Source organism: Sulfurimonas sp. (genome assembly GCF_019429335.1).
In the GTDB taxonomy this organism is placed as follows: domain Bacteria; phylum Campylobacterota; class Campylobacteria; order Campylobacterales; family Sulfurimonadaceae; genus Sulfurimonas.
Map to the genome: position 1 here is coordinate 21346 of NZ_JAHYJB010000004.1, position 17079 is coordinate 38424.

Sequence of the window (17079 nt, forward strand, 5' to 3'; positions counted from 1 at the left end):
TCCTCGCTCCTTGGTTTTATTGTATGTCCAATTCTATACTTTTTTGGTTACTTTTACAAGTAAAATGTTATAATCCCGCATTAATTAGGAGAAGTTTTTGATAGAAATTTTAAAGCTCTTTAGAGTCCACCAATATATTAAAAATCTATTTATTTTTATGCCACTGCTCTTCTCCTTCTCTTTTGCAAATATTAACGACAATCTAAATACGCTTATTGCGTTTATACTTTTTTCTCTTCTTGCAAGTAGCATCTATATCTTTAACGACCTTATGGATATCAACGAAGACAGAGTGCATCCAAAAAAGAAGTATCGCCCTTTGGCAAGTGGCAGAGTCTCTATGAACAGCGCAAAAGCGCTTATCTTGCTCCTCTCTATCTCATCTCTTAGCATCTCATTTGTTGTAAACATCGAGCTTTTTGCGGTAATGATTATATATTTTCTTCTCAATATCTCCTACTCTCTTAAACTAAAACACATAGCTATTTTGGATATTTTCATCATTGCAACAGGCTTTGTTCTGCGTCTTTTTGCAGGCTCTGCAGTTACAGGCATCTCCCTCTCAATGTGGATAATTCTTATGACTTTTCTGCTCGCTATCTTTTTGGCGCTTACAAAAAGACGAGATGACGTTTTGCTCTCCCTTGAAGGTCAAGAGACGCGAAAAAACATAGACGGATACAACTTAGAGTTTGTAAATGCGGCAATGGTTTTAATGGCTGGAGTTGTCATTGTAAGCTATATCCAGTACACAATCTCGGCCGAAGTTATAGAGAGGCTTGATACAGAGTATCTCTACCTTACCTCTTTTTTCGTCATTCTTGGAATTTTTCGCTATATGCAGATTACTTTTGTTGAGCAAGACAGCGGGAGTCCTACAAAGGTGGTCATAAGAGACAGATTTTTAAAAGTTACGATTTTTCTCTGGCTGCTCACCTTTATCGGAGTTGCAAAACTTACATGATTGCTCTTTGGTACGCGCTATTTGCGTTAATCTCTACTGCCGTAAATATTGCATTTCAATACCTTAGTTTTTTGGTTTACGATGGAGAGTTCTCGCTCTATGTGGCAATGGTTACGGGAACAGTTGCAGGGCTTGTTTTAAAATATATTTTGGATAAAAAATATATCTTTTTTCATACTCCAAGGAGCAAAAAGGATGACGGCAAAAAGTTTTTTCTCTACTCTCTTATGGGCGTTTTTACGACGTCTATCTTCTGGGGTTTTGAGATTGGATTTGACTACATGCTTGAGAGCCAAAACGCAAAATATATAGGCGCAGTAATAGGTCTTGGCATAGGTTATGTCGTTAAATATTTTTTAGATAAAAAATTCGTCTTTAAGGATTAGTCGTGGGACTACTTAGCTGGGGAATGTACCCAAAGATAAAAAACAAAATCTTCTCTTTAAGAAGCAAAGAAGCGCTTGGCGCATATATCGAAAAAACGGATGAGTTCATCCCGCACGGAAACGGCAGAAGCTACGGTGATTGTGCTTTAAACGAAAATATTCTCTACGCTAAAAGATATAACAATTTCTTAGCATTTGATGAGCTTAGCGGCACTCTTACATGTCAAGCTGGAGTTCTTCTTAGCGAAATACTCGACACCTTTGTGAAACGCGGATGGTTTTTAAAAGTGACCCCTGGAACCAAGCTTATCACCATTGGCGGAGCGATTGCAAGCGATGTTCACGGAAAAAACCACCACGTAGAGGGGTGTTTTAGCGAATGCGTTTTAGCGTTTGACATCATGTTGCCAAACGGCGAGATAAAGAGCTGTAAAAAGGGCGATGAACTCTTCCGTGCAACATGCGGAGGGATGGGACTTACCGGCGTAATACTAGCTGCAAAAATAAACCTCAAAAAAATAAACTCCAAAAATATAAACCAGACAACCATAAAGACAAAAAACCTAAAAGAGACTTTTGAAGCCTTTGAAAACTATCAGGAGATGCCCTACTCCGTGGCGTGGATAGATTGTTTGGCAAAAGACGAGGAGATTGGAAAGTCTCTGCTTATGGTCGGAGATTTTGCCGACGACGGCGACTTGGATTACAAAAGCAAAAAGAAGCTAAGCATCCCGTTTAACTTCCCCTCTTTTGCACTTAATAACCTGAGCGTAAAAGCTTTTAACACTCTCTACTACGCAAAAGCGAAAGACGGTGTATCCAGACAAAAAGTAGATATAGACACCTTTTTCTACCCGCTCGATGCCATAGGCAACTGGAACAGAATCTACGGAAGCGGCGGTTTTACGCAGTATCAGTTTATCCTGCCAAAAGAGAGCAGTTTTGAGGGTTTAAAAGAGATTTTAACCAAAATTTCTGCTTCAGGCAAAGGCTCATTTTTGGCAGTTTTAAAACTATACGGCAAAGAGAATGGAAACTACCTCTCATTTCCGCTAGAGGGCTACTCGCTCGCGCTTGATTTTAAGATAGAGGCGGGTCTGTTTGAGCTTTTAAACACTCTTGATGAGAGTGTTGTTAAGTACGGCGGCAGAATTTATCTTACAAAAGATGTGCGCGTCAGCTCTGAGATGTTTGAGAAGGGCTATCCGCTAGTAGAGAAGTTTCGTGCGTTTAGAAGAGAGAACAACATGGATAAAAAATTAAATTCACTCCAATCAAAAAGGATAAAAATATGAGCTACATTCTGATAATAGGCGCAAAAAGCGACATCGCAAAAGAGGTGGCAAGAGTATATGCCAAAGCAGGCTACAACCTCTATCTTGCAGCTAGAGAGTGCTCATCTTTAGAGGATTTAAAGCAGGATATCGAAATAAGAGGCGGCGTGGAAGTGGAGCTTAAAGAGTTTGACATTACAGCCTATGCGACTCATGAAAACTTCTACGACTCGCTTAAAAAAAGACCGCTTGGCGTTATAGTCGTCTCCGGTTATATGGCTGAGCAAAAAACGGCGCAAAAAGAGTGGATTGAGACTCTAAACACCATTAACGTAAACTACACAGGAGCCATCAGCATCCTAAACATAGTCGCCAACGATTTTGAAAAAGAGAGACGCGGCTTTATAGTCGGTGTCAGCTCTGTTGCGGGTGAGCGAGGAAGAAAAGCCAACTACATCTACGGAAGCGCAAAAGCAGGCTTCTCTGCCTACTTAAGCGGTCTTAGGAATAGACTCCATGAGAGCGGGGTGCAGGTTCTAACAGTGAAACCGGGCTTTGTTGATACAAAAATGACAGAGGGGCTTGACCTGCCTCAAAAACTCACGGCAAGCCCTAGCGAAGTGGCAGAAGATATCTTTAATGCCCAGCAAAAAGGAAGAAATATTCTCTACTCAAAATCTATCTGGATGATTATTATGCTAATCATCAAGCATATCCCTGAGTCTATTTTTAAGAAAATGAGCATATGAGAAGCAGCTACAATCAAGAGATTCGCATCCTCTTTGCAATCTTTGTTTTTAAGATTATTTTACTCGCGCTTCTGCCACTTACCGGAGATGAAGTCTACTTTATAAGGTGGGCGCAGAACCTGAATATAGGCTACTACGATCACCCACCGATGGTCGGCTGGCTGATTTATCTTATGAACTATATCAGCGGCTCGCATATCTTTTTCAGACTTTTTGCAGTTGCAACCACATTCGTTGCGGCTTTTGTCATATATAAAATTGCTCTGCTTTACAGAGTAGAGAGATCAAAAGCACTATTAACCTCGTTTGCATTCTTGGCTTCGCCGGTTGATCTGCTTCTTATGCTTATGACAAACGACGTCGCCCTACTCTTTTTTGGCTCGCTCGGAACTCTCTTCTTGTTATACTCCTTAGAGAAAAAAGAGTGGCTTAGATATTCTATTCTGGCAGGTCTGTTTTTGGGCTCCGCATTTTTAAGCAAATATTTTGCAGTTTTTCTGATGCTCTCGCTGCTTATTTTCTCTTTTTACATGTACAAATTAAAAGCCCTAAAAAACGTCTTAATAGTAAGCGCAGTCGTATCTCTATTTATAGCCCAAAACCTCTACTTCAACTACAACAGCTGCTGGAACAACATAATGTTCAATTTTTTTGCCAGAACCGAGGAGAGCAATTATAACATAGGCACGATTATCGGCTATTTTGGACTTATTCTCTACATCTTGACTCCATGGGGAGCCTACTTTTTATTTAAGACAAAATTTGAAAAAACAACACTTTATAAGCTTCTGCTATCAATTCTTGGTGTTGCGTTTTTTATCTTTTTTGTTGTCTCGCTAAAGAATAAAATAGGACTTCACTGGTTCTTGCTCTTTACACCATATATATTTCTGTTCTTTAGCTTTTTGGATGAGAAAAATCTTGCAAAACTCTTCAAATACAACGCGATTTTTACATTTCTGCATGTAGCTGTTTTTATGACTCTTTTACTGCTTCCAACCTCGCTCTTAAGTGGACACAAAAAATACTCAGATGTTGTTATGTACACACAGCCACAGAACATCTGCTCAGAGCTTGAGAGATTTGATGATGAGAGGATTTTCACATCCAGCTACTCTACCGCCTCACTGCTCTCGCACTACTGCAAAAGAGATTTGAAGGTTCTTTTTAACAACTCAAAATATGGTCGCTTAGATGACAAACTTTTGGATGTAAGAACTTTGGCAGGCAAAGAGATTGCCATCTTTAATAAAAGCCCGATTAGAGAGGAGCTCTTAAATGGGGTTTGCAACTCTTACATGTTAGAAAATTTCGAGGCAGACGGTGCAATTTTTTATACCGCAAAATGCAGCGGGTTTAAGTATGATGAGTATAAAAAACGCTATCTTGATTATCAGAATGAGAAATTTTACAACATTCCACCATGGCTTCCTGTTGGAAAATGCTACTTTAAAGAGAGGTATTATAAATGAATCTGGCACTTTTTGATTTTGACGGCACACTTACGACAAAGGACTCGCTTGACGAGTTTTTAAAAGAGAGTGTTGGCAAAAAAAAGTACATGTTAAATATGCTCAAATTTGTTCCGTACTTTATACTTTGGCAACTTAGGCTCATGAATAACGGTGTGGCAAAAGAGCATCTGTTTAGGATATTTTTCAAAGGGACGGATGAGGAGTTTTTTAAAAAAAGAGCAAAAGAGTTCTCACTTACAAAACTAGACTCTATCATCAACAAAGAGAGGATTAAAATCCTAAGAGAGCATCAAGAAAAAGGAGACAGAGTCGTCATTGTATCAGCCTCTATGCGCTGTTGGCTGCAGCCTTGGTGCGACAAAGAGGGTATTGAGTTGCTTTCAACGCAGCTTAAGTTTAAAGATGGGCTCTTCAGCGGCAAATTTTTAACCCCAAACTGCCACGGAAAAGAGAAAGCAAGACGCATACATGAACACATTGACGTCAGCGACTATGAGACTATTTACGCCTACGGTGACAGCTCCGGAGACAAAGAGATGCTCGCTCTTGCGCACAAAAGCATACGTTACTAAAGAAGAAAAATTAAAGGAGTATCTCTGTATCATTCTACCGATAAAAGAGAGGAAAAATTATGAACCATACAAACAACTACGCCGTGCAAGAAGACGAAATAGATTTAAGAGAGCTTTTTAAAACTCTTGCAAAAAATAGAAAAATTATTATTTTTACAACTCTCATAATTACTCTTGCTGCGATTGTTTATGCCTTAATGAAAAATCCTACTCCAGTTTATCAAGGAAAAGTTTTAGTTGAGATCGGTGAAATCCAGAGTGATAATTTTGGCACCAGTTATTTTGATAATCCTGATAACTTATCTATTGTTGTATCTAATCAATTTGAAAACATATCCGCTTCTGTTCCAAAAGGTACAAATAAATTGATTGAACTTACATCTTCAAGTACTAATAAAGACTTAATATCAAACAATTTAAACAGTGCCGTCTCTTTTATTTTAGAGAGACATAAAGAAAAAGCAAGCTTTCATACTAAGCATATAATGACAAAACAGATTGGAGAGACTCAAATAGATGGCACTCCAATAAATATTCCAAAGAAAAAGCTCATTGTCGCAGTCGCTTTTGTAACGGGTCTGATTTTATCTATATTTTTCGTCTTTTTTCTAGAGTTCATCAGGAACGAAAAGAGAGAAAAATAGCTCTTAGCAAAACTTTACCATTATTTTTGTATAATCACTAAATTTTTAAAAAAGGTAAAGAGGCAACCAAATGATAGATTATCAAAGCATGAAACCTTGGCTATTCAAGCTCGAACCCGAGAACGCACACTATCTTGCAGAGTCTATTCTTAGATTGCCAAATATCTGCCAGATACCTTTCAACCCATTCTTAGAGTCTCACTTCGTAACGAACAACATCTTAAAGCAAGAGCTCTTTGGCCGCACATTTTTAAACCCGATAGGTCTTGGTGCGGGGTTTGACAAAAATGCTACTATGATTCGCGGTATGCAGATTTTAGGGTTTGGTTTCACCGAGATAGGTACAGTTACTCCAAAACCCCAAACAGGAAATCCAAAGCCTAGAATGTTTCGTCATATTGAAGAGCAGAGTATCCAAAATGCTATGGGATTTAACAACGACGGTCTGCTTAAAGTGCAAAATAGATTAAAAACCAGATACCCTTTTACAACACCCATAGGCATAAACATCGGCAAAAACAAAGTTACGCCTGAGAGTGAAGCAATAAACGACTACACGACTCTTATCAAAGCGCTTCACACACTTGGAGACTATCTCGTTATAAACATCTCTTCGCCAAACACCCCCGGACTTCGCGACTTGCAAAATGAGGAGTTTATAACGAAGCTTTTCGCAGAAGCAAAGGCTATAACGTCTAAACCGATTCTGCTAAAAATCGCGCCCGACATGTCTGTTGAAAATGCGGTTGCGCTTACAACTTTGGCGGCTAAGAGCGGAGCTGACGGTATAATCGCAACAAACACTACCGTTGACTACTCACTTGTAAAAAATCCACAAAGCTTCGGCGGACTTAGCGGTGCGGTTTTAAAGAAAAAAAGTTTTGAGATTTTTGAAGCTGTTGCAAAAGAGCTTTACGGAAAAACAACGCTTATCTCAGTTGGCGGGATTGACTCAGCGCAAGAGGCGTATAAGCGCATAAAAGCCGGAGCTTCACTTGTTCAAATATACAGCGGACTTGTATTTCATGGCTTTGACATGGTTAAAAACATCAATATGGAACTCACAGAGCTAATAAAAGCCGACGGATACACAAACATAACTCAAGCAATAGGTGCGGACAGAAAATAGTATGAAAATTTTCTTAGCACTCACACTCATCACAGGAGCATTAATGGCATCTTCACTACCAAAATATGAAACGAAAACTCTAAAAAACGGATTGCAGATCGTCGTAATTCCGCTAAAAAACTCTACAAATGTCATTAGCACGGATATTTTCTATAAAGTCGGAAGCAGAAACGAGGTCATGGGCAAAACAGGTATCGCTCACATGCTTGAACACATGAACTTCAAATCCACAAAAAAACTCCCTGCAGGAGAGTTTGACAAAGAGGTAAAGAGCATCGGCGGCGTAAATAACGCATCTACCAGCTTTGACTACACCCACTACTACATAAAATCAAGCACGCAAAATCTTGAGAAGTCGCTTGAACTCTATGCCGAACTTATGCAAAATCTAAAACTCCAAGACAAAGAGTTTCAGCCGGAGCGTGACGTAGTGGCAGAAGAGAGACGCTGGAGAACTGAGAACTCTCCGCTTGGTTATCTCTACTTTGCGCTATTTAACAACGCTTACGTATATCATCCGTACCACTGGACTCCGATAGGTTTTATGAATGATATCCAGACTTGGAGTATTGATGATATAAAAGATTTTCACAAAACATACTATCAGCCAAGCAATGCCATCTTGATGGTAACAGGCGACGTTGAGCCTGCGGAAGTTTTCAAAAAAGCAAAAAAGAAGTTCGGACATATCAAAAACAAAGCAGAAATTCCTACGCTAAAATTTGTGGAGCCTGAACAAAACGGCGCAAAAAGAGTAATTATCCATAAAGATAGCGAAGTTGAGATGCTCGCAATTGCTTTTCATATTCCCGACTTCAAACATGAAGACCAGATTGTGTTAAATATGATTTCAGAGATTCTATTTTCAGGAAAAAGCTCAAGACTCTACAAAGAGCTTATCGAGAAAAAACGTCTTGTAAACAGCATCTACGCATACAATATGGAAAATATCGATCCGGGACTTTTTATATTTTTAGCAACATGTAATCCTGACGTAAAAGCTGCCGACGTTGAAAAAGAGCTTATTAAGCAGATAGAGCTTATCAAGAAGAAAAAAGTTGATGAAAAAGAGATAGAGAAGGTTAAGATTAACACAAAAGCCGACTTTATCTACTCGCTAGAGAGCTCTACATCGGTTGCAAACCTTTTTGGAAGCTATCTTGTTAGAGGCGATTTGACGCCACTTTTAACATATGAAGAAAATATTAAAAAGATAACCCAAGAGAGAGTTCAAGAAGTTGCTCAAAAATACTTCAACTTTAACAAATCGACAACACTTATTTTAAAAAAAGGTAACTAGATGAATATCGTAACCGGTTCAACAACTGCACTCATCACCCCGTTTAAAGGCGGAAAACTAGATGAGCAGACTTACGCGAACCTAATTAAAAGACAAATTAAAAATGGCATTGATGCGGTTTGTCCCGTAGGAACAACCGGTGAGAGTGCTATGCTTACTTATGATGAAGACAGAAGATGTATAGAGATAGCAGTTGAAGTATGCCGTGGAACTAACACAAAGGTTCTTGCAGGTGCAGGAAGCAACTCAACCGTAGAAGCGATTGAAGCCGCAAAAACTGCACAGAAATGTGGCGTTGATGCTATATTTTCCGTTGCACCGTACTATGTTAAACCGTCTCAAGAGGGACTGTACCAACACTACAAAGCTATTGCCGAGTCGGTTCCTGAAATGCCGTTTTTACTCTACAATGTTCCGGGGCGTACGGTCGTGGATATTAGTGCAGATACTGTTATAAGACTCTTTGATAATGTTAAAAATATATACGGCATAAAAGAGGCTACAGGAAGTTTGGAGCGCACAATAGAGCTGCTCTCACGCAGACCTGAACTTAAAGTATTCAGCGGTGATGACGCAATCGACTACCCTATTCTTGCAAACGGCGGAGCGGGTATAACATCTGTAACGTCAAATCTTTTGCCTGACCTTAAAAGTGAACTGGTACAAAAAGCGCTAAGCGGTGATTTTGCAGCATCCAAAGTTTTAAATGACAAACTATTTCCTATAAACAAAGTTCTATTTTTAGAATCAAATCCGATTATGATAAAAGCTGCCATGTATATAGCGGGGCTTATTGAAACACTGGAGTACAGACTCCCTCTTGTCGCCCCAAGTTTGCAAAATATGAAAAAACTAGAAGAAGTTATGAAAAACTATAAGATTAAGGGATTGTAAAATGAAGGGAAAAACTCTATTTGTAAGCGGAGGAACTCGCGGAATCGGAAAGGCAATCGTCTACGCTTTTGCCGAAAAAGGGTGTGATGTGGCATTTACCTATGCGACAAAAGCAGATACCGCAAAAGAGATTATCGCAGACATCGAGTCAAAATACGGCATAAAAGCCCGAGCTTATGCGCTTAATATACTTGAGCCTGAGACATACAGAGATGTTTATGCAGAGTTTGACAAAGATTTTGAGAGACTTGACTTTTTTATATCAAATGCAATCATCTCCGGTCGCGCAGTTGTCGGCGGATTTGGTCCTTTTATGAGACTAAAACCAAAAGGTTTAAACAATATATATATAGCAACCGTAGATGCTTTTGTCGTAGGTGTTCAAGAAGCAGCTAAGAGAATGGAGAAAGCGGGCGGCGGAAGCATCATCAGCATGAGCTCTACGGGCAATCTCGTCTACACTCCAAACTACGCAGGACATGGAACAAACAAAGCTGCAGTTGAAGCGATGGTTCGCTATGCAGCGGCGGAACTCGGTGAGAAAAACATAAGAGTAAACGCGGTAAGCGGCGGACCGATTGATACGGATGCACTTAAAGCTTTTCCAAACTATGAAGAGGTAAAGAGAGAAGTAGTAAGGCGCTCTCCGCTCTCTAGAATGGGAGAGCCTGAAGACCTCACGGGGGCATGTCTCTTTCTTTGCGCCAACGAGTCTTCTTGGCTTACAGGACAGACAATCGTCATTGACGGCGGAACAACGTTTCAATAATCTAAAATAAAATATTTACCTAGATAATGTTATTATCAGCTCTATGAAAAATATGCAAAAACTCATTGAGCCGTTAAATCTTATCTACTACGAGTATGACAAGGCAGCTAACTCATTCATACTTGATAGAAACTACTCAAACGAGCATATATTTGAAGAGCTTATAAAGATTACGTATCTGCTGAGCAAGCAAAATATAAATTTTTTCGTAGATGAGAACAAATCTCTGGTTTTAAACAGCCAAAACACACTTCTCTCAAGAATCAAAAGATACATTAGCTCTATTGTTGAAAATATCAAAAACAGCTCTTTAAATATCTATGTCCTTAATGACAAAAAAGTAAAATGGGCTAAAAATCTTCCTGTAATCAGAATAGAGACCATAAAAGCCGTTATTGATTTTTCACAATATGATGCGCTTATTTTTACATCCAAAAATGCACTCTATTCGCTTAACTCCTACAATCAGAAGTGGAAAACAAAGCCTCTCTACGTCATAGCTCCACAAACGGCAAAAGTTGCCAGCAATTTTGGCGGAAAGATAAAGTTTGTAGGCAAAGAGAAGCATGGAGATGCGTTTGCTAACGAGCTTATTCCTCTGCTAAAGGGCAAAAAAGTTCTCTATATAAGAGGTTCAAAAGTTGTTAGCAATTTAGTAGATACGCTAAACTCCAACAATATTGTTTGCGATGAAGCAATTGTTTATCAGACAGTGTGCGTAAATTTTAAGAGGAAGATTACGCTTCCGAAAAAATCCGTAATCATATTCTCCTCGCCCTCTACAATAGAGTGTTTTTTAAAGAGTGCCGATTGGGATGAGAGCTACAGAGCTGTTTGTATCGGTCATACTACAAAAAACTACTTTCCATCCTACATCACACCTGTTGTCTCTGAGACGACATCATTGGATTCATGCGTTAAAAAAGCAATCACACTTCTGAAGTAAATTTTGATTTGTTAAAAATTGATTTTATTAAGTTTTGGTTATATATTGACGTGTATAATACAGACTTACACAAAACTTAAAGGGGAATCAAAATGAAATCAATCAAAACCATAGTTGCAATTACATCTTGTACTATCATGTTAGCTACTACTGCGATAGCAAAACCAAATCTTCCTCTGCCGGCAGAAGAGTTCGCAAAAGTGGAAAAAAAGGCAGGTCCTGCAGGAGCATTTGTTGCTAAAGAAAATTTTCCAAAAGACTATTTTTTAATGCCGAAAAACCTTCCATATCTAGTCGGTCTTTCTCTGTATGACCCATCAAGTTCAAATCTAAACCTAAGCAAAGGGCAAATTGACGCGATACTTAAAATCAAAAAAGAGCTAATGACAAAAGCGATTGACAAAGCTTTAGTTGTAAAAAAGCTTGAACTAGAAGTAGTCCAAAAAATTTCATTTGAGTATAAGAGCATAAAAGCTACTGAATTGCATCCGAAAATTGATGAGATAGCAAAACTAAGAGCGGAACTTACAAAATTGCATTTAAATTGTATTGAACAGGTAAAAGCCGTCCTCACCAAAGAGCAGTACGAAGAGCTATTGGATTACGGCGTAGTAAATATGTTTTAGAAGATGTTCAAAAAACAGAAAAAATAGACTGAAAACAAAAATCACTTCCGTCAAGAAATTTTTAAACAGTGAAGATACAGTCTTGTGCTGTATCTTCATTAAGGCTATTTAACCTTTATTTTCTTCTTCTCTTCGCTTTTTTTGGTTAATTTTGGGATAACAACCTCTAAAACGCCGTTTTCACAAGTTGCTTTGATATTTTCTGCATCAACGCCTTTTGGAAGAGTGAAGCTTCTTACGAATTTTCCATAACTGCTCTCAAGCTTATAGTAGTCATCTTTTTTAACTTCATCTTTATGCTTTCTCTCTCCTGATATCGTCAAGACGTTATCTTTTGTCTCAACAGAGATATCCTCTTTCTTTACTCCAGGCAAATCAGCCTCAACGTGGTAGGCAAACTCGCCCTCTCTGGTATTGACAACAGGTGTAAATCCTGACAGCGCACTCTCCTCATTTAAAGCAGAAAAACCGCCTCTCATCCTCTTTTCGAGTTCTCTAAACTCTCTAAACGGATCATATGTAGCAAGTAACATCATAGACTCCTTTTATTTGAATTGCAACCATCCTACTCCTAAAAAACTTAAAAAATAATTTAATTTTAAGTTACTCCTTTGCACCGCTTTTGAACATCTTGGCAAAATCTATCGGAAACGGAAAGATAAGCGTACTTGATTTATCATTTGAGATATCACTCATTGTCTGAAGATAACGTAACTGTATTCCCAAATCATTTTCGCTTAGTTTTTGAGCGGCTAAGAGTATATTTTCGCTCGCTTCCAGCTCTCCTTTTGCGTTTATGACTTTGGCGCGGCGTTCACGCTCAGCCTCAGCCTGTTTTGCCATCGCTCTGACCATACTCTCGTCAAGGTCGATATGTTTAATCTCAACGTTGGATATTTTAATCCCCCACGCATCAGTCTGTTTGTCCAAAATTTCCTGTATATCACGATTTAATTTTTCCCTCTCAGCCAACATCTCATCTAACTCATGTCCTCCAAGAACTGAGCGAAGTGTAGTTTGTGCAAGCTGGCTTGTTGCATCATAAAAATCCTCAACCTGAATTATCGCTTTTTGCGGGTCTATCACGCGAAAATAGACAACCGCATTTACATGTACCGAGACATTATCATGCGATATTACATCCTGTGTAGGCACGTCTAGCACGACGGTGCGAAGGTCTACTCTGACCATCTGCTGAATAAAGGGAATCAATATAATAAGTCCTGGACCCTTTATGCCTGAAAAACGCCCAAGCGTGAATATGACGGCACGCTGGTACTCTCTTAAAATACGAATAGCCGCAGCTAAAAAAGCGATTATAAAAAAAGCCATATATATTCCGGTTACATAAAAATCAAAAAACATTGCTTACTCCTATTAATTAATCTCATATAATTTGAACACGTCCAAATTATATTCAGTCACTAAAGCTTCACCTTTGGTGAGAGGAGTCATTTAGACTCCTTTATTGGTTTAACTTTTAAAACAAGACCTGAGAGTTCAATAACTTCTACTCTCTGTCCGACAATCAGTTCACTCTGACTTGTTGCACTCCACATCTCTCCATGACATCGAACGATGTAGCCATTCTCAACGCTATCGATAACTTCCGCAGCGGCACCTATCATCTCCTCTGCTCCTGAGACCACTTTTGCAGATCTTGCATTTAAAAACAGTTTTATAACTACAATAAAAAAAGAGAGGCTTATTATTGTAAAAGCAACGACAAGCGGGATAGAAACCGCGCTTCCAATAACATCCGCATCAAAGAGCAAAAGCGAGCCAAAAGCAAAGGCGACAACGCCGCCGATGCCCAAAATTCCAAATCCGGCAATAAAGACCTCGGCGACCATAAATGCTATGCCAAGCAGAATTAGCAGCAATCCAGCATAATTAAAAGAGAGCATATTCAGCGCGTAGAGCGCAATAACCCCGCTTATCACACCGATAACCCCTGAATAAAGCGTACCTGGATTCATAAGCTCAAAAAATATACCGTATATTGCTATAAGCAGAAGAATATATGCGATATTTGGATTGGTAATGGTTGATAAAAAACGTGTTTTCCAGTTTGCCTCAAAATCTATAATTTGAGCATCTTTTGTTTGGAGCGTAATACTTTTGCCCGAGATAGTAACGCTTCTGCCATCAAGTCTGTTTAGGAGCTCCTGGGTATTTTGGGCTATTAAATCTATAACGCCGTACTTGAGAGCATCTTCCGCAGAGATGCTTTTTGACTCTTCCACCGCAGAGAGCGCCCATGAAATATTGCGATCGTTTAGCTCTGCCAAACTCTTGATATACGCCATTGCATCATAGGTTACCTTTTTCTCCATAGTCGTTGCGACACTGGAGTTTAAATCGCCGCTTTGAGGTGATGGCATAAGAGTGACTGGAGTTGCGGCGCCGAGGTTTGTTCCGGGCGACATTGCTGCGATGTGGGAGGCATAAAGAAGATATGTGCCTGCGCTTGCCGCATGTGCGCCTTTTGGATAGACATACATAACCACTGGGACAGAACTGTTTGTAATGCTTTGTATCATCTCTCGCATAGAGGTGGATAGCCCGCCTGGGGTGTCAAGCTCGATTAAAACAATCTGAGCATCTCTATCCCTTGCAAACATTATCCCCTCATTTAGATACTCGCTGCTGGCGGGTACGATGGCACCCTTTATCTCAAGCTTAACTACAAGCGAGTTCTCCGCGAAAAGCGACAAAAATGTCAAAAGCAGAAGAAAATATAAACGTATCATATTAACCGCCTTGCTGGTTTAAAATAACGCTAAAGTACAATCAATGATAACCAAGAAGCGTTATCAAGTCAATAGAGCACTTTAGCTCCATACACCTTCAAGCATATAGTCGCAATGCGGGCATTTGCCCTCTTCATCAAGCTCGTTTGTCACGAACTGCCCGATATTTCCGCTTCTGTCAATCACTCTTTTTTTGCAGCTCGGGCAATATGTAGATTCATGGTCTTCATTATCAATATTGCCAATATAAAGGTACTTCAACCCCTCTTCTGCTCCTATCTTATAGGCTCTAAGAAGAGTAGATTCTGGAGTACTGGGGACACCAAGCATCTTATACGTCGGATGAAATGCCGATAGGTGCCAAGGCATAGATGTGTCAAGAGCAGCTATAAACTTTGCAATACCTCTTATCTCTTCATCGGAGTCATTTTTACCCGGAATCAAAAGAGTAGTTATCTCTATCCAAATTCCCTTCTCATGTGCATATTTTACAGCTTCAAGCACCGGTTTTAATCTCGCACCGCAAATTTCTTGATAAAACTCATCAGAAAAACTCTTAATATCTATGTTCATTCCGTCTATGTAAGGCGCTAACAGGTCTATTGCTTTGCGTGTCTCATAGCCGCTTGTGACGTAGATATTTTTCAGCCCTTTTTCATGCGCAATTTTTGCCGTGTCATATGTGTACTCAAAGAAGACTATCGGCTCATTATAGGTGTAGGCTATAGATTTGCAGACATTATCCACAGCCGCTTCAACAATGCTTTGCGGAGAAAATTCACGACCGACTATCTTGTGTACATGCTCTTTTGGGTATTGCGATATATCATAGTTTTGACAAAACTTACAAGAGAAGTTGCATCCCACAGTTCCAACCGAAAAGGCTCTTGTTTTTGGCAGAAAATGAAACATCGGTTTCTTCTCTACGGGGTCGATATTAACAGCCGCCACAAGACCGTAAACAAGAAGCTTAAGCTCGCCATCTTCTACACGCCTTACACCGCATATCCCATACTCGCCCTCATTAAGCTTGCAAGCTTGCGCACATGCTTGACACAAGATTTTTCCGCTGTCGAGTTTTTTACTTAACCATGCTACTTGTGACATTTTGCTCTCCTGTGTATAAATTAAACTATTTTATCATCACTTCATTTATATCTTTGAAGCTTTTAAAAATGTATCTACCCACCAATAAATATCAAACTTTTTAACAATCTTTTGCATATTTTTCATGCGACGTTGTTTCTCTTTGTCATCCATCAACAGAGCTTTTTTAATAGCTTCAACTACAGAATTTTCATCGAATGGATTTACCAGCAGAGCGTTATCTTTAAACTGATCTTTTGTTCCAGCAAACTCGCTAAGAATCAATACTCCGTTTTTATTAATATTTGTAGCACAGTACTCTTTTGCAACCAAATTCATACCATCTCTTAAAGGAGTTACCATGGCAATCTCTGAAGCTCTATAATAGGCAAGGAGTTCTGTATTATTTAAAGAGTAATAACAATACTGAATAGGAATCCATCCGGGTTGCGTAAACTCCCCATTTATTTCACTTACCAACTGCTCTATATCACTTTTAAGATGTATATACTTTATTATATTTTCACGACTTGGCACGACGATTTGAATCAATTTAACTTTTTTGTGCAAATCATGATTTTCATCCAAAAGCTTCCAGTAAGCCCTTAGCTTTTGCAAGATACCTTTACTATAGTCAAGCCTGTCAACTCCCAACATAATTTTTTGGCCATAGTACTCTTTATTTATCTTCTCTACCTCTTTGGAGACACGTCTGCTTTTTGCTTTATCATGAAACTCGTCATAATCTATACTTATTGGAAAGACACCGACTTTATGCTCTTTTTTATCTATTATTATCTTAGAGATTTCAAGTTTTTCATCTTCAACAACAGCGCTCTTTATAAGTGAGGTAACAACCTCTAGAAAATTCTTTTTATCCAGTGCAGTCTGAAATCCTATAAGGCTATACGACAACATTGCTTCTATAATCTCTAGCCGCCACGGAAGACGATTGAAAGTCTCTGCGGGAGGGAAAGGTATATGAAGAAAAAAAACTACTATATTTTTTACACCCTCTTCTCTTAACTCTTTTGCCACATTAATCAGATGATAATCATGAATCCATATAAAATCATCGTCTACTAGTTCATCCATTACTGTTTTAGCAAACTTTTTATTTACCTTTTTAAAAGCTTCATAATATTTTGGAACAAAATTACAATAAACAGAGACATTATGGAAAAGTGGCCACAGCACTTCATTGGAAAAACCTTTATAGTAGAGCTTATAGTCATTTAAAGTAATATCTACGGATCTATACTCATAATTTAATTTCTCACCCTCTTTTTTTAAAAGATTCTCGACTTCAACACTCTCCTCAAAATAATTCCCTGCCCAGCCTATCCAAAGACCACCGTCTCTTTTTAAAATTGGGGTCATAGCCGTAACAAGACCTCCTGATGCAGACTGCACTCTATACTCATCATTATCAATCTTTTTTACCACAATAGGAAGCCTGTTTGAAACAACAATCAATCTTCTCTTCTCTCTATCTTGCATTATTTTATCCTT

At 38.9% G+C, this 17079-nt stretch carries 18 protein-coding genes; 13 read left to right on the forward strand and 5 right to left on the reverse strand.

Features of this window, described 5'->3' with window-relative positions; all coding sequences use genetic code 11:
• Window positions 1-97 precede the first annotated feature (97 nt).
• The 13 genes from K0A91_RS02670 to K0A91_RS02730 all read left to right on the forward strand — a co-directional run bounded on the left by K0A91_RS02670 (window position 98) and on the right by K0A91_RS02730 (window position 11728).
• A complete protein-coding gene (locus K0A91_RS02670) occupies window positions 98-964 on the forward strand; it encodes a UbiA prenyltransferase family protein (protein ID WP_295007891.1) in 867 nt (288 codons plus the stop codon).
• Window positions 961-1350: a GtrA family protein gene (locus K0A91_RS02675; RefSeq protein WP_295007893.1), complete on the forward strand. Its 390-nt coding sequence runs from the start codon at window positions 961-963 to the stop codon at window positions 1348-1350. The genes K0A91_RS02670 and K0A91_RS02675 overlap by 4 nt, the downstream gene beginning before the upstream one ends.
• Window positions 1351-1352: 2 nt before the next feature.
• The gene (locus tag K0A91_RS02680) at window positions 1353-2645 is read left to right on the forward strand and encodes an FAD-binding oxidoreductase (protein ID WP_295007895.1); all 1293 of its coding nucleotides are present in this window, start codon (window positions 1353-1355) and stop codon (window positions 2643-2645) included.
• A complete protein-coding gene (locus K0A91_RS02685; RefSeq protein WP_295007897.1) occupies window positions 2642-3373 on the forward strand; it encodes an SDR family oxidoreductase in 732 nt (243 codons plus the stop codon). The genes K0A91_RS02680 and K0A91_RS02685 overlap by 4 nt, the downstream gene beginning before the upstream one ends.
• Window positions 3370-4845: a glycosyltransferase family 39 protein gene (locus tag K0A91_RS02690; RefSeq protein ID WP_295007899.1), complete on the forward strand. Its 1476-nt coding sequence runs from the start codon at window positions 3370-3372 to the stop codon at window positions 4843-4845. The genes K0A91_RS02685 and K0A91_RS02690 overlap by 4 nt, the downstream gene beginning before the upstream one ends.
• Complete coding sequence (locus K0A91_RS02695; RefSeq protein WP_295007901.1) at window positions 4842-5420, forward strand: HAD family hydrolase; 579 nt, start codon at window positions 4842-4844, stop codon at window positions 5418-5420. The genes K0A91_RS02690 and K0A91_RS02695 overlap by 4 nt, the downstream gene beginning before the upstream one ends.
• An 83-nt stretch (window positions 5421-5503) precedes the next feature.
• On the forward strand, window positions 5504-6064 hold the full coding sequence (locus tag K0A91_RS02700; RefSeq protein WP_295007903.1) for a Wzz/FepE/Etk N-terminal domain-containing protein: 561 nt from the start codon (window positions 5504-5506) through the stop codon (window positions 6062-6064).
• Window positions 6065-6134: 70 nt separating this feature from the next.
• On the forward strand, window positions 6135-7193 hold the full coding sequence (locus K0A91_RS02705) for a quinone-dependent dihydroorotate dehydrogenase (protein ID WP_295007904.1): 1059 nt from the start codon (window positions 6135-6137) through the stop codon (window positions 7191-7193).
• Between the two features lie 43 nt (window positions 7194-7236).
• A complete protein-coding gene (locus tag K0A91_RS02710; RefSeq protein WP_295007906.1) occupies window positions 7237-8493 on the forward strand; it encodes a pitrilysin family protein in 1257 nt (418 codons plus the stop codon).
• A complete protein-coding gene (gene dapA, locus K0A91_RS02715) occupies window positions 8494-9387 on the forward strand; it encodes a 4-hydroxy-tetrahydrodipicolinate synthase (protein WP_295007908.1) in 894 nt (297 codons plus the stop codon).
• 1 nt (window position 9388) lies between these two features.
• The gene (locus K0A91_RS02720; RefSeq protein ID WP_295007910.1) at window positions 9389-10156 is read left to right on the forward strand and encodes an enoyl-ACP reductase; all 768 of its coding nucleotides are present in this window, start codon (window positions 9389-9391) and stop codon (window positions 10154-10156) included.
• Between the two features lie 43 nt (window positions 10157-10199).
• Entirely contained in the window at window positions 10200-11102 is a 903-nt protein-coding gene (locus K0A91_RS02725) for a uroporphyrinogen-III synthase (RefSeq protein WP_295007912.1), read from the forward strand.
• A gap of 92 nt (window positions 11103-11194) precedes the next feature.
• Complete coding sequence (locus tag K0A91_RS02730; protein ID WP_295007914.1) at window positions 11195-11728, forward strand: hypothetical protein; 534 nt, start codon at window positions 11195-11197, stop codon at window positions 11726-11728.
• 104 nt (window positions 11729-11832) lie between these two features.
• Here K0A91_RS02730 and K0A91_RS02735 read toward each other — a convergent pair whose 3' ends face one another.
• The 5 genes from K0A91_RS02735 to K0A91_RS02755 form a co-directional block, all read right to left on the reverse strand.
• A complete protein-coding gene (locus K0A91_RS02735; protein WP_295007915.1) occupies window positions 11833-12261 on the reverse strand; it encodes an Hsp20/alpha crystallin family protein in 429 nt (142 codons plus the stop codon).
• A gap of 70 nt (window positions 12262-12331) precedes the next feature.
• Window positions 12332-13093, reverse strand: coding sequence for a slipin family protein (locus K0A91_RS02740; RefSeq protein ID WP_295007917.1), 762 nt, complete (start codon window positions 13091-13093; stop codon window positions 12332-12334).
• An 86-nt stretch (window positions 13094-13179) separates the two neighbouring features.
• A complete protein-coding gene (locus K0A91_RS02745) occupies window positions 13180-14481 on the reverse strand; it encodes a nodulation protein NfeD (protein WP_295007920.1) in 1302 nt (433 codons plus the stop codon).
• Between the two features lie 81 nt (window positions 14482-14562).
• The gene (gene amrS, locus K0A91_RS02750; RefSeq protein ID WP_295007921.1) at window positions 14563-15588 is read right to left on the reverse strand and encodes an AmmeMemoRadiSam system radical SAM enzyme; all 1026 of its coding nucleotides are present in this window, start codon (window positions 15586-15588) and stop codon (window positions 14563-14565) included.
• A gap of 45 nt (window positions 15589-15633) precedes the next feature.
• The gene (locus tag K0A91_RS02755; RefSeq protein WP_295007923.1) at window positions 15634-17067 is read right to left on the reverse strand and encodes a trehalose-6-phosphate synthase; all 1434 of its coding nucleotides are present in this window, start codon (window positions 17065-17067) and stop codon (window positions 15634-15636) included.
• Window positions 17068-17079 lie beyond the last annotated feature (12 nt).